This is a genomic window from Cupriavidus gilardii (genome assembly GCF_017598945.1).
In the GTDB taxonomy this organism is placed as follows: domain Bacteria; phylum Pseudomonadota; class Gammaproteobacteria; order Burkholderiales; family Burkholderiaceae; genus Cupriavidus; species Cupriavidus gilardii_E.
Genome location: NZ_JAGFTW010000045.1, coordinates 153038 through 167201 on the forward strand (window position 1 = coordinate 153038; position 14164 = coordinate 167201).

General features: G+C 66.1%; 12 protein-coding genes. 6 read left to right on the forward strand and 6 right to left on the reverse strand.

Translation table 11 applies throughout. The annotated features are described in order from the left end of the window. Window positions 1-41: 41 nt before the first annotated feature. Genes J5T34_RS16735 through J5T34_RS16745 form a run of 3 tightly spaced genes read left to right on the forward strand, consistent with a single transcriptional unit; the run spans window position 42 to window position 3003 of the window. The gene (locus J5T34_RS16735; RefSeq protein ID WP_244258995.1) at window positions 42-1163 is read left to right on the forward strand and encodes a tripartite tricarboxylate transporter substrate binding protein; all 1122 of its coding nucleotides are present in this window, start codon (window positions 42-44) and stop codon (window positions 1161-1163) included. Next, a complete protein-coding gene (locus J5T34_RS16740; RefSeq protein WP_208580903.1) occupies window positions 1160-2464 on the forward strand; it encodes a 3-isopropylmalate dehydratase large subunit in 1305 nt (434 codons plus the stop codon). Before J5T34_RS16735 ends, J5T34_RS16740 begins: the two co-directional genes overlap by 4 nt. 14 nt (window positions 2465-2478) lie before the next feature. Next, entirely contained in the window at window positions 2479-3003 is a 525-nt protein-coding gene (locus J5T34_RS16745; RefSeq protein ID WP_208580905.1) for a 3-isopropylmalate dehydratase, read from the forward strand. A 9-nt stretch (window positions 3004-3012) separates the two neighbouring features. On the opposite strand, the gene J5T34_RS16750 is transcribed toward J5T34_RS16745, so the two are convergent. Next, on the reverse strand, window positions 3013-3708 hold the full coding sequence (locus J5T34_RS16750; RefSeq protein WP_208580907.1) for a phosphoribosyltransferase: 696 nt from the start codon (window positions 3706-3708) through the stop codon (window positions 3013-3015). Window positions 3709-3981: 273 nt separating this feature from the next. On the opposite strand from J5T34_RS16750, the gene J5T34_RS16755 reads away from it, so the two are divergent. Both J5T34_RS16755 and J5T34_RS16760 read left to right on the forward strand, forming a co-directional pair. Next, a complete protein-coding gene (locus J5T34_RS16755; protein ID WP_244258997.1) occupies window positions 3982-6222 on the forward strand; it encodes a TonB-dependent siderophore receptor in 2241 nt (746 codons plus the stop codon). Between the two features lie 272 nt (window positions 6223-6494). Beyond that, window positions 6495-7337 (forward strand): tetratricopeptide repeat protein, encoded by an 843-nt coding sequence (locus tag J5T34_RS16760; protein WP_208580909.1) that lies wholly within the window; start codon window positions 6495-6497, stop codon window positions 7335-7337. Window positions 7338-7395: 58 nt separating this feature from the next. Here the strand turns inward: J5T34_RS16760 and J5T34_RS16765 are convergent, their stop codons facing one another. Next, window positions 7396-8184 carry an alpha/beta fold hydrolase gene (locus J5T34_RS16765; RefSeq protein WP_208580911.1) on the reverse strand — a complete coding sequence of 263 codons (789 nt, stop codon included), beginning with the start codon at window positions 8182-8184 and terminating at the stop codon, window positions 7396-7398. A gap of 129 nt (window positions 8185-8313) precedes the next feature. Between J5T34_RS16765 and J5T34_RS16770 the strand changes: the two genes are divergently transcribed. Then, window positions 8314-9231 (forward strand): LysR family transcriptional regulator, encoded by a 918-nt coding sequence (locus J5T34_RS16770; protein ID WP_208580913.1) that lies wholly within the window; start codon window positions 8314-8316, stop codon window positions 9229-9231. Between the two features lie 64 nt (window positions 9232-9295). Here the strand turns inward: J5T34_RS16770 and J5T34_RS16775 are convergent, their stop codons facing one another. From J5T34_RS16775 to J5T34_RS16790, 4 genes are all read right to left on the reverse strand, one after another. Continuing rightward, window positions 9296-10102, reverse strand: a complete 807-nt coding sequence (locus J5T34_RS16775; protein WP_208580915.1) for an IclR family transcriptional regulator — start codon at window positions 10100-10102, stop codon at window positions 9296-9298. A gap of 76 nt (window positions 10103-10178) precedes the next feature. Next, window positions 10179-12281, reverse strand: a complete 2103-nt coding sequence (locus J5T34_RS16780; protein WP_208580917.1) for an acetate--CoA ligase family protein — start codon at window positions 12279-12281, stop codon at window positions 10179-10181. Further along, window positions 12278-13093 (reverse strand): enoyl-CoA hydratase/isomerase family protein, encoded by an 816-nt coding sequence (locus J5T34_RS16785; protein ID WP_208580919.1) that lies wholly within the window; start codon window positions 13091-13093, stop codon window positions 12278-12280. Before J5T34_RS16785 ends, J5T34_RS16780 begins: the two co-directional genes overlap by 4 nt. Before the next feature lie 29 nt (window positions 13094-13122). Beyond that, complete coding sequence (locus J5T34_RS16790) at window positions 13123-14121, reverse strand: tripartite tricarboxylate transporter substrate binding protein (protein ID WP_208580921.1); 999 nt, start codon at window positions 14119-14121, stop codon at window positions 13123-13125. Window positions 14122-14164: the final 43 nt, after the last annotated feature.

The following is a 14164-nucleotide window of genomic DNA, read 5'->3' on the forward strand; positions in this document are numbered from 1 at the left end:
CATGCTGCGCGCTTTGACGATCAGACAAGGAGACTCGCGTCATGCCGCTGCACCGAGTTAGCCGTTCCCTGCCGCCATTGGCTCACACCGCTGGCCACGTCAAGGCCCGCCGCGCAGCGCTCAGCCTCGGCGCGGCAACGCTGCTGTCGTCGCTGCTGTCATCCCTGACGCCAATGCTGTCGCTGCTGGTGCCGTCCAACGCGTTGGGGGCCACCGGCGCCGCCGGCGGAAATGGCGCGCAAACCGGCACGGCCGCCCCGCTTGGCCAGATCGCCGGCGGCAAGACCATCCGCATCCTGGTCGGCGCGCCGGCCGGCGGCACCACCGATACGCTGGCCCGCACGATCGCCAACGAGATGGGCAAGCTGCTGGACCAGTCGGTCGTGGTCGAGAACCGCCCGGGCGCCGGCGGCAATATCGCCGCCGAGCTGGTGGCGCAGAGCGCGCCGGACGGCAGCACGCTGCTGATGAGTTTCACCAGCCATACGATCAACGCGACGCTGTACAAGCAGTTGCCCTTCGATCCGGTGGCCGATTTCACCCCGATCACGCTGGTGGCCAGCGTGCCGAGCGTTCTGGTCGCCCATCCCTCGCTGCCGGCGAACAATGTCGCCGAGTTGATCCAGCTGGCCAAATCCCGCCCCGGCAAGCTGAACTTCGGCATCGGCGCGGTCGGTTCGTCGGTGCATCTGGCCGGCGACATGTTCAAGATGCTGACCGGCACCTACATCGTCAACATCCCGTACAAGGGCACGGCGCCGGCCGTCACCGATCTGCTGTCGGGCCGCGTCGAGCTGATGTTTGCCAGCACCCTGAACGTGTTGCCGCATATCAAGACCGGCAAGCTCAAGGCGCTTGGCGTTACCAGCCCCGCGCCGCTGCCGCAGCTGCCCGGCGTGCCGCCGATCGCGCAGACCGTCAAGGGCTTCGAGTCCAATGCCTGGTTCGGGCTGTTCGGTCCGGCGGGGCTGCCGCCCGAGGTCACGCGCACGCTCTATCAGGCCGCGCGCCGCGGCCTCGAGACGCCATCGGTGGCCAGACGCCTCGAAAGCGATGGCGCCCAACCGGTGGCCAGTACGCCAGAGGCCTTCAGCGCCTTCGTCAAGCAGGACATCAAGCGCTGGGCCACCGTGGTCCGGTATTCGGGAGCCAAGGTGGAATGACCCGTGCCCGCGCCGGAACCGCGCCGGCGCAAACCCTCGCGCAGAAGCTGGTTGCCCGCGCCGCGGGCCTCGACAACGTGACGCCCGGCACCGTGGTGACCTGCAAGGTCGATCTGGCGATGTCGCACGATTCCAGCGGACCGCGCCGGGTCGCACCGCTGCTGCGCGAACTCGGCGCCAAGGTATGGGACCCCGAGCGCTTCGTCGTCGTGACCGATCACTTCGTGCCGGCCGCGGATGCCGAGGCCGAGGCGATCGTCCGCTTCACCCGCGACTGGGTACGCGAGCAGCGCCTGCCGCATCTGATCGACAACGAAGGCATCTGCCACGTGGTACTGCCCGAGCGCGGCTACGTGCTGCCGGGTCAGTTCATCGTCGGCGGCGACAGCCACAGCCCGACCGGCGGGGCGTTCGGCGCCTATATGTTCGGCATCGGCGCCACCGAGATGGCCGGCGTGCTGGCCACCGGCGAGATCTGGCTGCGCGTGCCGCAGACCATCCGCATCGAATGGCATGGCGCGCTGGCCGACGGCGTCTGCGCCAAGGACATCATGCTGTTCCTGTGCGCCCGGCTCGGACTGGGTGGCGGCCGCTACGAGGCCATCGAATATGCCGGCACGGCGGTAAGCGCGCTGTCGATGCACGAGCGAATGACGCTGACCAATATGAGCGCGGAGCTGGGCGCGCAGACCGGCCTGGTGGCGCCCGATGCCGCCACGCTGCAGTGGCTGGAACAGGCCGGCGTGCCCGCCGCCACGCTGGCGCAGATCGATCTTCAGCACTGGCGCAGCGATGCCGGCGCGCCGGTGCTGGCGGTGCATCGCTTCGACGCTGCCGCACTCGAACCGCAGGTCGCCGCGCCGCACTCGCCGGCCAATGGCGTGCCAGTCACCGAGACCGAGGGCGAAGCGATCGATATCGCCTATCTCGGCGCCTGTACCGGCGCCAAGCTCGACGACCTGCGCATGGCCGCGCGGATGCTCCGTGGGCGCAAGGTCGCGCCGGGCGTCGCGCTGCAAGTCGCACCGGCCTCGCTGCGCGATCAGCAGCAGGCCGAGCGCGAAGGCACGCTGGCGGCGCTGCTCGATGCCGGCGCGCAGCTGCTGCCCAATGCGTGCAATGCCTGCGCCGGCTACGGGCCCACGCGGTTCGCCGCCGGTACGCGGGCGATTGCCTCGACCGCGCGCAATTTCGCGGGGCGCATGGGCGATGCCGGGAGCGCCGTCTGGCTGGCCTCGCCGATGACCGTGGCGGCATCGGCGGTGACCGGCCGCATCACCGACCCACGCACGCTGTTGTAAGGACCGAAGTCCGCATGGATACGTCAGGCAACCCTGCATCCGAAGACCGAGCCGCAGGCCGAATCTGGCGCTTCGGCGACAACGTCGATACCGATGCGATGGCCCCCGCCACGCAGATGAAAGGCGGCATCGAGCAGATCGCGCGCCACTGCCTGGCCGGCCTGCGTCCGGAATTCCCTTCGACCGTACGGCCGGGCGACCTCGTCGTCGGCGGAAGGCATTTCGGCGTCGGCTCGTCGCGCGAACAGGCCCCGCAGGCGTTGCGCCATCTCGGCGTGGCGGCGGTGATCGCGCCATCGTTCGCCGGCCTGTTCTATCGCAACGCCTTGAATCTCGGTCTGCCGGCGCTGGTCTGCGCGGATACCAGCCGACTGATCGATGGCAAGCGCGCGAGGCTGGATCTGGACGGCGCCGCGGTCGTGCTCGCCGATGGCAGCCACGTACCGTGCGAGCCGATCCCCGCGTTCCTGCTCGAGATGCTGCGCGCCGGCGGGCTGATTCCGCATCTGAAGCGGCGGCTGGCGCAGCAACAGCCCTGACCCCCGCACTCAACCGCGCGAGGCGTTGCGGGCCTCCCGCAGCAGCGCCATCACCTCCTCATCGGTGGTCTGCTCGAAATCGGCGTAGTACGCGCCCACCGCGCCGAAGCCCTCCGGCACCCACAGCGAAACGCATTCGTCCGCCGCATCCTGCAGCGACGCGAGCCCTTCGACCGAAGCGACCGGCACCGCCGCAATGACCCGAGCCGCCCCGGCATGGCGCGCGCTTTCCAGCGCCGCGCGCATCGTCGCACCCGTCGCCACGCCATCGTCGACCATGATGACGACCCGCCCACGCATCGCCGCCACCGGCGCGCCGCCGCGATAGCGCTGCTGGCGCCGGGCGATCTCTCCCAATTGCCGGCCGCGCTCCAGTTCGAAGGCGCCGCTGTCGACCGCGCGGCGCGTCCATGCGTCGTCGTTGGCCACGGTATGCGGCGGCGAGCCGGTGGCATCGCCCTCCACCACCGCCCCCAGCGCCAGTTCGGGATAACCGGGCGCGCCGATCTTGCGCACCAGCAGGATGTCCAGCGTCGCCCCCAACGCGCGGGCAACCTCGAACGCGACGGGCACGCCGCCGCGCGGCAGGGCCAGCACCAGCGGCGGCTCGGCGCCCTCGCGCCTTCCATAGCCCAGTTCACTGAGGCGACGCGCCAGATGGACGCCGGCTTCCCGGCGATCGGCGAAAAACGGCGGCAGCGGCATCGCGGCCCTCCTGTCCTGTTTGGTACTCCCGGGCGCGTCATGCCGCGACACGACATCGCGATGGGCACGCCCCGCGATTAACCCCGTGACGCGGTCACCCTTTTATGTCGGGCTCGACACATACCGTTACAATGCGAAGGTTAACAAGAACGATTCGCATTTATCGTTCGCGACCTGAGCCTTCGACCCGCACGGATCGACGTCACGATCCGCGCCGCCGCACCGCGGCGGCATTCCGCGGGCGTTCTGAAAAAAATATAGACGGAACCGACCATGCCACAGCGTGCAACCCTTCGCCGCGGCCGCCACCGCGGCCATGCCCTTCGCCTGACGACTCTCGCCCTGGGCTTGCAAGCCGCCGGCATGGTCTGGGCCCAGCAGTCCGGCCCTGCCGATGCATCGGCACCGGCTGCTGCCCCCGCCTCCGCTGCTTCCACCACCGCCACGGCTACCGCAACGGCGGCCGGCGAATTGCCCGCTGTCACGGTGCGCGCCACCAGCGACAACGAAACCGCGACCGGCCCGGTGTTCGGCTTCGTCGCCAAGCGCAGCGCCACCGCGACCAAGACCGATACCCCGGTCATGGAAACGCCGCAGTCGATCACCGTGATCACCCGCGACCGCATCGAGGCGCAAGGCGCGCAGTCCGTGCAGCAGGCGATCGGCTATACCGCGGGCGTCCACGCGGGCCTCTACGGCAACGACAATCGCGGCGACTGGGGACGATTCCGAGGCACCGATTTCACGCAATACCAGGATGGGCTGCTGAACGCGGTCGGCTTCTACAACAATGTCCGCCCCGATGTGTACGCGCTGGAGCGGATCGACGTCCTGCGCGGCCCGTCGTCGATGCTGTTTGGCCAGGGCGCGGTCGGCGGCATCCTGAACCTGGTCAGCAAGCGGCCGCAGCCCGAAGCCGCCCGCGAAATCGGCGTGCAGTTCGGCAACAACAACCGCAAACAGGTGCAGGCTGACCTCACCGGCCCGCTCGATGCGGATGGCAAATGGCTGTATCGACTGGTTGCGCTGGCGCGCGACAGCGACACGCATGTCGACTTCGCGCAGGACAACCGGTATCTGATTGCGCCGTCGCTGACGTATCGGCCAAACAGCGATACGTCGTTTACGCTGCTGGCGAATTTCCAGCGCGATGACAGCAATACCACTGCGGGCTTCCTGCCGTGGCGCGGCATGCTGTACAACAACCCGGCTGGGCAAATTCCCGACAGCTTCTTCGTCAGCGAACCTGGTTTCGATCGATACAAGGCCGAACAGGCGGCGGTGGGCTATCAGTTCGAGCACAAGGCCAATGAAGTATTCACATTCCGGCAGAACCTCCGGTATTCGCATAGCACCGTGGATTACCGCAGCATTTATACGGCTGGGTTCAACGGAGCCGGTCATGGTTGGGTGCCAGGCAGCGATCGGCTGTTGAGGCGCACCGCCACTTTCAGCCAGCCAACGCTTAACGCGTTCGTCGTCGACAGCCAAGCACAGGCGAAATTCCGCACCGGTAGCCTCGATCACACGCTTTTGACCGGCGTGGACTACCAGCACTCGGAAATTACCGGCCGGACCGGCGTAGGTGTGACCGCCGCCCCCATCGATGTATTCAACCCGGTCTATGGCAACTACACGGGCCCGACCTCGTTCAGGGACATGAACCCAAGCAAGCAAATCCAGACGGGCCTGTACATGCAGGACCAGATGTCGTGGAACAAATGGTTGCTGATGGTCGGCCTGCGCTATGACTGGTCGCGCGCCGGGCAGGACAACACGCCATCGGCTTCCCGCGACGACAACGAACTGACCAAGCGCGCCGGGCTGATGTATCGCTCCGATATCGGCCTGAACCCGTATATCAGCTACTCGGAATCGTTCCAGGGCCAAGCCGGGTTCAACCGCGCCGGAGAACCCTTCAAACCGCTGCGCGGCAAGCAATGGGAAGCCGGTATCAAGTACCAGCCACCCGGCAAGAACGCGATGGTGACGATGGCCGTGTTCGACATGCGCGAGAAGAACCGCAAGGTAGCGGGCGTGGTGAACGGACAGCCCGACAATGTGCAAGTCGGCGAGGCTCGCACGCGCGGAGTCGAAGTGGAAGCGCTGGCATCGCTGAACAACCGTTTCGATGTCATCGCGAACTACACGTACCTGGACGCGCGCATCCTCCAGGGCACGGCAGCCGACACCGGCAAGCGGCTCGCCAGCATTCCGAAGCATATGGCTTCGCTGTGGGGCACCTACAAATTCAAGTTGTTCGATACGCCGGGGTTCTCCGCGGGTGCCGGCGTGCGCTACTTCAGCGCAAGCTATGACGGCACGGACAACAACAAGGTCGACGGCGCGACGCTGGTGGATGCGATGCTTGCCTACGACCACGGTCCAGTGCGGGTCGCGCTGAACTTTACGAATCTGTTCGACAAGGAGTACATCAGTACCTGCCTGGCCCGCGGCGACTGCTATTTCGGCGCCCGCCGGACGGTGGTGGGCAGCGTTACCTACCGGTTCTGATCCGGCCCGGGAAGATTATCGACACTTGGGCTAATGGACGAAGCCTGATTGCGCCGCCTTTGGGCGGCGCTTTTTTTTGGATGAGGCACCAAGCAGCGGTCTCAGCGCCGAACCTCGTTTCGTATTGGTAGCGGATACAAGTTCCGTGTCGAACCAATCCCCGCTACGACGACAGACTAGCCGCGAAGACTCCTGGTTCTTCCGCCATCAGAAGACTCAATAGCAGCACTCTCGCAGCCGATATCCATCTTCTCACTAGCACTGGAAGAGCGATGAGCGAAAACCAAAGTATCGAAGAGGAAAAGCTACGACTGGAGAAGGAGAAGCTCGCCTATATCAAGCGGACATTTTGGGCTGACCTTGTCCCGAAACTATTAATTTCTGGTTGCATGGCGGTAGTGGCATATGCCACATTCCTTAGCAACAAAGAACACTCCAATAGACGATTAGAGTTCGACATCAATGCAAAAACTCAAGAACTCCATCAAAGAGAGCAGGACCTTGGACTGCGTCGCGACGATGCGAAACTCGCTCGGGACATCCGCCAATCGACATTCATTGTTCAAAACTATCAGCAAATCGTAAGCCAAGACTCCGGATCAGAAGACAGTGTAGTAGCGCTCGCGCACGTTGTTTTCCCTGACGAAGGGGAAGCGGCCGCCGTCACCGCCAAGATTCGACAATTGCGCTCTAGTGCATCCGTGACGTCGCGCTCGTCTACTCCGGCCACCTCTGCCGACGCATACATAGCCGCCGGAACAAAGGCTCTTGTTAAGAACGAGCTCGCCTTAGCTCTCCAATACTTCGATAGCGCGACTACGCTGGCTCCTCATAGCGCGGAAGCATGGAATAGCAAGGCGTACGTCCAGATGCGTCTGGGCGACAACGAAGCGGCATTTGCAAGTATCGCGACCTCTATCTCCCGTAAACCTGAAAGCGACCGTCTCCGACGAAACGTGGCCCTCAATGCCACCAAAATTCTGTGTTCTCTCGGACGTTTCGACGAGGCCGCCTCATACCTGAAGAACAACATCGCTGTGGTGCCTGGTCTGGTCGACATTGCCCCTAAGGAACCGGAGTTGAAAACGCGGTGCAATTTTTCCTGGAGCAGTTAGGAATCGATGCGGCTGCCGTCGGCATCGTTGTGCGCGGTGGCGGCCCCGCCAGAATAGTTCAGGGCAGGAACGAGTCAAGGGCCATCCTAAATACTTGCGGCATCTCCACATTCGACATATGCACCGCCGGCAGCAACACCAGCTTCGCCGCCGGAATTGCGGCCGCAATCTCCTCGCTGTGCTCTGCGCGCGTAACGGTGTCGAATTTGCCTCCAAGCACCAATGTCGGCCGCGCGATCAGCGCGATCGTCTTGCGCATGTCCATATCGCGAACCGCTGCCAGCGCGCCCGCAATACCGCGGGCGTCCGTCTTCAGCAGAACCTCTCTGAACGGATGAATCGCCGGATCGTTCTTTTCCCGCATCTCGGCGGGAAACCAATTGGCGAGGAAGGCGTCCGCAGTCTCGCCCGGCGTCGCGGCGAGAATGGCTTGAATGCGGGGCTCCCATTCCGACGCCGGGCCGAGGTAGGCGGCGGTATGCGCGAGCACCAGGTGGTCGATTCGCTCGGGCGCGTGAATGCCGAGCCATTGCGCGACCATGCCGCCGAGCGATAGCCCGAGGAAGTGGACGCGTTCGAGTTGGAGCGCATCCATCAGTTCCAGTGCATCACGCCCGAGTCGATCCAGCGAGTAGCCGCCGGCTGGCACGTCGGAGGCGCCGTGGCCGCGCATGTCGTAGCGCAGCACGCGGAAGCGTTCCAGCAGGTGGGGCATCACGCCGTCCCACATCGACATATCGGTCGCGATCGAATTGGACAGCATCAGCACGGGGCGGCCAGCCTCACCTTCGAGCCGGTAGGCAATCCGTTGGGCGTCGCTGGTCGTGAAAGTCGAAAACGCTTGCATCTCGGTTCTCCTGGAAGGGTAGTGGCCCGGCGTTGGTCGAGGCCGGGGGCATCACAGGAGCCATCGTAGTGGCGGATCGAATCTGAGAAAATTACAAAGTCCGCAACATCATTGTCAGAGGAACAAACAATGTCCCGCTTTACGCTGCAAGACCTGCAATGCTTCGATGCCGTCGTCCGGGAAGGCGGCTTCCAGGCCGCGGCCGCGGTCCTGCATCGAACGCATCCGGCGGTGTTCGCGGCAGTCGCGCGCCTGGAGCGGCAGCTCGGGTTGGCGCTGCTCGATCGTAGCGGGTACCGGGTCGCGCCCACGGAAGCCGGCCGAGCCTTTCATCGGCACGCGCAGTCGCTGCTGCGCGAGTTGCACGCCTTGCAGCTTCACGCCGAGCAATTGGCGCTGGGAGAGGAAAGCGAACTGCGGGTGGTGATCGGCGACCTGTGTCCGCCGTCGCAGACGCTACGGCTCTTGGGTCCGTTCTTCGCGGAACACGCCGCAACGCGGCTGGACCTGCATGTGGAGGCGGTGACCGGACCGTGGGAGCGGCTGTTCGAAGGTGAGGCCGATCTGATCGTGCATCGCGTCGATAAAAGCGATACGCGGATCGAATGGGTGGATCTGTGCAAGATCGAGCTGGTTCCGGTGGTGGCGCCCGGTTTTCTGCCGTTTCCGGTTTCGCGTGCGATCCGCCCCGAGCAAATGCGCGCGCTGACGCAGTGCGTGATCCGCGACAGTGCCCGAGAAGCACTGGCTGTCGAGCATTTCGTCATTGCGGGCGCGCCGCAATGCACGGTGCCCGATCCGATGATGAAAAAGGAAGTCATCCTGCAGGGATTGGCTTGGGGCCACTTGCCCCGCTTCCTGATCGAGCAGGAGCTGGCAGAAGGCAAACTGCTGTCGATCGCCGGGCGCTATCTTCCCGGCCGTGTCGAGGAGCTCGTCGCGGCCCGCCGGCGCGATCGCCCGCATGGGCCTGTCGCGAACAGGCTGTGGGAGCATCTGGGCAAGGCGGCGCCGCGATTTCGCGCGGCGCTTCGCCATGGCGGTTGAGCGGCGTTAGCGGCCGCAGCGCGCGGTCGATTGCTGCACCGGCGGCATCGGTTCGCCCCAGTCATCACCACTGCGCGCTGCGCACCCGCTCCTGTATCGCCTCCGCCAACGACATCAGCGGTCCGGCCAGCGCGGCTTCCGCAGCCGCCTTGTCCTGCTGCCCCGAGACGCTGACGTTCAGCACATGGACGGCATAGCCGTCGAACCGCATCGGCGTCGCAAGGGCGACCACCTCGGGCTGCCAGGATGCGGCGCAGTACCCGCGCCGATGCACGGACTGCAGGGCCGCGTCAATCTCCCGGCGCAGCTCTCGCCATCCTCGCCCCCGGCCCTTTTCGGCGAACGAAGCCATCATCCGGGCGAAATCGTCGGAGCCGAGCGTCGCCAGATGCGCGCGGCCCAGCGATGTCAGTTCCATCGGAATGCGCTGGCCCGTCACGACCGTGCGCAGCGACTGGCGGCGGTTGTAGCGGAACGATTCGAGGTAGACCATCTCGTCGCCGTCGGCGACGGCCAGACCGACATTGATCCTGTGGCGCATCGCGACGTCGGCCATCATCGGCGTGGCGACCTTGAGGACCTGCGAGCTGTCCCGCATCGCATGCGCCATGCTGAGCACCGGCACACCCAGCCGGTACGCGCGGGCTTGCGGGATGTAGTCGAGCATGCCGGTTTCGACCAGCGTCTGCGTCAGGCGGCTGACGGTCGAGCGTGACAGACCGGTGCGTTCCGCGATCTCGCTATTGCCGAGCATCGACGAGCCGGCACGGAACGCGCGCAGGATCGCCACGCCGCGCTCCAGGGAGCGGTTCGGCGTCGCCTTGCCCTGACCGGGCATGGTCCGGTCGAGCGTGGGAGGACTGTTCGGCATGAAGAAGGACCGGCATGGAAGAGGCTGCCTATGATAGCGGCCGTGTCATCCATGCCGAGGCCGAGGCCGATGCCGCTCAACGCCCGTCGCCATCGGCGAGTACTGCCACGCCGTCCGCCGCGACCACGCCCCGTCCTTGCGGCAGCACGAACAGCGGGTTGATCTCGGCCTCGACCAGCTTGTCGCCGAGCGTCGCCACCATGCTCGAGAACGCCACGATGGCATCGGCCAGCGCATCGATATCGGCCCTGGGCCGTCCGCGAAAGCCCTGCAGCAGCGGCGCGGTTTTCAGCCGCTGCACCATCTGCAGGGCAGCGTCCCGCGTCAGTCCTCCTTTGCCTGGCAGCAGACGCAGCGTGGTGTCACCGAACAGCTCCGCCGTCACGCCCCCCATGCCAAGCAGGATCGCCGTGCCGATCGCGTCGCGGTGCATGCCGAGAATGACCTCGACCCCGCCCTGGACCATTTCCTGCACGAGGTAGCGCTCCGGAGCGCTGCCGGTCGCACGCTGGACGTCGGCGGCCATTCGGTCGAGCCGCGCGGCGATCGCGGAAGGCGGGACATTGACCGCGACTCCGCCGATATCGCTTTTGTGCGTGATCTCGGCCGACAGCATCTTGAGCACGACGTTGCCGTCGAAGTGCTGCGCCGCGGCGGCGGCCTCCCCGGCATTGCCAACCACGACTTCCCTCGCGACCGGTACGCCGAAGCGGGCAAACAGGGCCTTGGCGGCGGCCTCGTCCAGCGAGCCTGTGCCAAAGCGATCCAGCGCCGGTACGGCAAACAGCGGGGTACCGGCGTCGTCATCGACACCGAGCTGTGCGGAGCGCAGCATCGCATCGAACGCCACGGTACAGCCCTCCGGGTCGGCGAAGGCCGGCACCCCGTTGCGGTTCAGTAGCGCCAGCGCCTGCGGCGCATGCGGACTGACGTAGGCGACCACCGGCTTGTCGGTGTCGGCTAGGCAAGCGCCGATCGCATTGGCCATCAGGTCGGGCATGGCCACGCCCGACGAGCCGACGATGACCGCCACGGCATCGTAGCCCGGGCTATCGAGCAGGGTACGAATCGCCGCGCGCAGCAGATCGGGCTGCAGACCCGCCAGCGTGACGTCGATGGGGTTGCGATCCAGCGCGGCATGATCGCCCTTCTGCAGCGCGCGCAGCTTCGGCGCGGTAGCCTCGTCCGGCGGCGGCGTATCGAAGCCGGCCATCCCCAGGCTGTCGGATACCAGCGTGCCGGCGCCGCCCGTCGATGTCAGGATCGCTATGCGCCTGCCCTTGAGCTTGCGCCCCGTGGCCAGCGCCGCGGGAATGTCCAGCAGGTCGGAGAACGATTGCGCGCGAATCACGCCCAGCTGCTCGAACAACGCGTCGTACATGCGGTCCGCGCCCGCGAGTGCGCCCGTATGCGACACCGCGGCACGCGCGCCGCTTTCGGAACGGCCGACCTTGAAGGCCACCACGGGCTTGCCGGCACGGGCACATTTGAGCGCGGCGCGGCGAAATGCTTCGGGGTTGCGCACGCTCTCGATGTAGAGCGCCACTACCCGGGTCGCCGCGTCGTCGGCCAGGTAGTCCATGAAGTCGGCCAGATCCAGGTCGACCTCGTTGCTGGTGGAGACCAGCTTGGAGAGCCCGATGCCGCGCGCCGCGGCCCGCGACAGCAGCGCGCCGAGGATGCCGCCGCTTTGCGACACCACGCCGATATTGCCGGCGGGGAACGCGTCCATTTCCAGCGCACCGCTGGCCGACAGCGGGATGTTGTCGGTCAGGTTGACCAGACCGATCGTATTGGGCCCGAGCAGACGCATGCTGCCGGCCGCTTCGATCAACTGCGCCTGGCGCCGCGCGCCTTCTGCCCCGGTTTCGGTATAGCCGCTTGCCAGCACGATGGCCGCGCCCGTGCCCTTGGCGGCCAGTTCGCGCACCGCCAGATGCGCGCGCTCGGCACCCAGCAGCACGATGCCGACGTCCGGCACTTCGGGCAGCGACGCGATATCGGGATAGCAGCGCAGGCCGTCGATCGAGTCGACCTTGGGATTGACCGGATAGATCGCCCCGCCGAAGCCATGCTTGCGCAGATAGGACACCGGGCGGCCGGCCGTCTTGGCGGGATCGGCCGAGGCACCGATCACCGCCACGCTACGCGGGCTGACGAGTCGTTGGATCGCGTTCATTTGTCTCGGCCCTTGCTGGCGGTCTTGTTCAGGAAGGCCAGCACGGCTTCGCGATGCTCGGTGCTGGTATAGCAGATGCCCTGCGCCTGGCTGCCCTGCGCGAACACCTGGTCGGCAGGCAGTTCGAACGACTGGTTGATGATGCTCTTGCCCAGCGCAATCGCCGTGGCCGAGCCCTGGCTCAATTCCTTTGCCCAGGCGAGCGCGTCGGCGATCAGCATATCGGGATGGCTAAGACGGTCGGCGATGCCCAGCGCCATTGCCTCCTGCGCCTCGACCTTGCGGCCGGTGAATACCAGTTCCTTGGCCTTCGACAATCCGACGCGGCGCGGCAGGAAATACATGCCGCCACCGTCGGGAATCAGTCCCCGATGGATATAGGACCAGGAGAACGAGGCCGCCTCGGAGGCCAGCACGAAGTCGCAGCACAGCGCGGTATCGGCACCGAGACCGGCCGCGGCGCCGTTGACCGCGGCGATCGTCGGCTTGGGCATCGTGTGCAGCAGCTTGACGGTGTGGTGCACGCGTTGCTGGCGGCTCCAGCCGTTGAAGGCCACTTCCCCTTGCGGCGCTTCCATGCGGCGCTGCATGCCGGCCACGTCGCCACCGGCGCAGAAGCCCTTGCCATTGCCGGTGAGCACCAGCGCCCGGATCGCCTTGTCGGCCGCGACCCGCTCGAGAGCGTCGATGAACTCCGCGCGCATGTCGTCGCTCATCGCGTTGCGCTTGTCCGGGCGATTGAAGGTCAGCAGCGCGATGCCGGCTTCCACCCGCAGCTCGATAAGGGAATATTGGTGGGAATGTTGGTCCATGATCCTGTTCTCGTTGTGTCCGGCCGCGCTCAGTCGACCGTGATGTTGGCTTGCTTGACGACCTTGCTCCAGCGCTGGCTTTCGCCCTTGACGTAGCGGCCGAACTCTTCCGGCGTGCCGCCGCCGATGATCAGCCCCTCCTGCTCCGCCCGCTTGCGGAAGGACTCCGTCTGCACGGCCTTCTTCGCCGCCTCGTTCAGGCGCGCGATTACCGCCGGGGGCGTGCCGGCCGGGGCGAACAGGCCGTACCAGCTGTCGGCGGCGTAGTTCGGCACGCCGCTCTCGGCGATCGTCGGCACCTTGCTCAAGCCGGGGGCTTGCGAGCGCTGCGCGGTGGTGACCGCGACCGCGCGCAGCTTGCCGCTCTCCAGATGCGGCGCCACCGCGGCCGCCGTGGCGAACATCATGTCGACCTGACCGCCGAGCAGATCGGTGATCGCCGGTCCCGCGCCGCGATACGGGATATGGATCAGGTCCACCTTCGCCATGCTCTTGAACAGTTCGCCGGCGAGGTGGGCAGAGGTTCCGGCACCCTGGGACGCATAGTTGATCTTGCCGGGCTTGGCCTTGGCGGCCGCGATCAGGTCCTGCACCGTCCTGATCGGGCTGTCGGGCTTGACCACCAGCACATTGGGCGAGCGGCCCACCAGCATCACGGGCGTGAAGGCCTTGTCGGTGTCGAACGGCAGCTTGCGGTGCAGGCTCGGATTGACTGCGTGGGCGATGGTGGCCATCACCAGCGTGTAGCCATCGGGCGCGCTCTTGGCGACCGCCTCGGTGCCGATGATGGTGCCGCCGCCAGGCTTGTTGTCGATGATCACCGGCTGCCCCAGGTCCTCGCTCATGGTGACGCCCATCGCCCGCGCGATCAGGTCGGTGCCGCCGCCCGGGGCGAATGGCACGACCATGCGGATCGGCTTGTCGGGGTAGGCGGCAAATGAAGACGACGGGGCGGCGGCCATCATCAAGGCAACGGCGGCCGCGGTCATGGCGAAACGCCGGAAGCGTCCGGTGGAAGTGGAATGCATGGTCTGTCTCCTGAAGATTGGAGCGCCTTGGCAGTCGGAGCGA

What these genes read in the sequence shown, in the direction of transcription:
- J5T34_RS16735 (WP_244258995.1), top strand. Translation starts at nt 42, where the DNA reads ATGCCGCTGCACCGAGTTAGCCGTTCCCTGCCGCCATTGGCTCACACC.
- J5T34_RS16740 (WP_208580903.1), top strand. Translation starts at nt 1,160, where the DNA reads ATGACCCGTGCCCGCGCCGGAACCGCGCCGGCGCAAACCCTCGCGCAG.
- J5T34_RS16745 (WP_208580905.1), top strand. Translation starts at nt 2,479, where the DNA reads ATGGATACGTCAGGCAACCCTGCATCCGAAGACCGAGCCGCAGGCCGA.
- J5T34_RS16750 (WP_208580907.1), bottom strand. Translation starts at nt 3,708, where the DNA reads ATGCCGCTGCCGCCGTTTTTCGCCGATCGCCGGGAAGCCGGCGTCCAT.
- J5T34_RS16755 (WP_244258997.1), top strand. Translation starts at nt 3,982, where the DNA reads ATGCCACAGCGTGCAACCCTTCGCCGCGGCCGCCACCGCGGCCATGCC.
- J5T34_RS16760 (WP_208580909.1), top strand. Translation starts at nt 6,495, where the DNA reads ATGAGCGAAAACCAAAGTATCGAAGAGGAAAAGCTACGACTGGAGAAG.
- J5T34_RS16765 (WP_208580911.1), bottom strand. Translation starts at nt 8,184, where the DNA reads ATGCAAGCGTTTTCGACTTTCACGACCAGCGACGCCCAACGGATTGCC.
- J5T34_RS16770 (WP_208580913.1), top strand. Translation starts at nt 8,314, where the DNA reads ATGTCCCGCTTTACGCTGCAAGACCTGCAATGCTTCGATGCCGTCGTC.
- J5T34_RS16775 (WP_208580915.1), bottom strand. Translation starts at nt 10,102, where the DNA reads ATGCCGAACAGTCCTCCCACGCTCGACCGGACCATGCCCGGTCAGGGC.
- J5T34_RS16780 (WP_208580917.1), bottom strand. Translation starts at nt 12,281, where the DNA reads ATGAACGCGATCCAACGACTCGTCAGCCCGCGTAGCGTGGCGGTGATC.
- J5T34_RS16785 (WP_208580919.1), bottom strand. Translation starts at nt 13,093, where the DNA reads ATGGACCAACATTCCCACCAATATTCCCTTATCGAGCTGCGGGTGGAA.
- J5T34_RS16790 (WP_208580921.1), bottom strand. Translation starts at nt 14,121, where the DNA reads ATGCATTCCACTTCCACCGGACGCTTCCGGCGTTTCGCCATGACCGCG.